Source organism: Halalkalibacter sp. APA_J-10(15) (assembly GCF_023017105.1).
Taxonomy (GTDB): Bacteria; Bacillota; Bacilli; order Bacillales; family Bacillaceae_D; genus Halalkalibacter.
Window position 1 is genome coordinate 1 of record NZ_JALKEV010000056.1, and the last position, 482, is coordinate 482.

General features: G+C 33.8%; 1 protein-coding gene. It reads right to left on the reverse strand.

The window, feature by feature from the left end; translation table 11 throughout:
- Positions 1-41 precede the first annotated feature (41 nt).
- Complete coding sequence (locus tag MW695_RS22240) at positions 42-380, reverse strand: HIT domain-containing protein (RefSeq protein ID WP_247107617.1); 339 nt, start codon at positions 378-380, stop codon at positions 42-44.
- Between the last annotated feature and the right edge of the window lie 102 nt (positions 381-482).

Sequence of the window (482 nt, forward strand, 5' to 3'; positions counted from 1 at the left end):
AAGCCACCCTTTAGTGCAATAAGGATTGTACAGTGAGCTAATTATATTTCCCACTTTAATTGACGACCACCAATAATATGATAATGCATATGGTATACCTCTTGTTGACCATGTTTTCCCGTATTAGTAATTACTCTGAAACCATCATTACTAACACCCAATATTTTTGCAATTTCTTGTAAGCACTGGTGAATTTTATATATTATTTTTTCATCCTCTTCTTTTATGTCCATGATGTTTTCAATATGCTTTTTAGGGATAACTAACGCATGAACTGGGGCACTAAAATGCAATCCGTAGAAGGCTATAACATCTTCATCTTCATATATAATTTCTGCTGGTTCATCTCTATTAACAATCTTACAAAAAACACAATCCATCTTTTATTCCCCCATACTATTATAAATTCTTTCTAACTCGTTCTCTTGTGCTAAACTGCCCGTTAGACAATAAGCGATAGCAATTGTTACACTATCGCTCCC

Excerpts from the sequence above, each read along its gene's own strand:
- MW695_RS22240 (WP_247107617.1), bottom strand. The coding sequence starts at position 380 with ATGGATTGTGTTTTTTGTAAGATTGTTAATAGAGATGAACCAGCAGAA.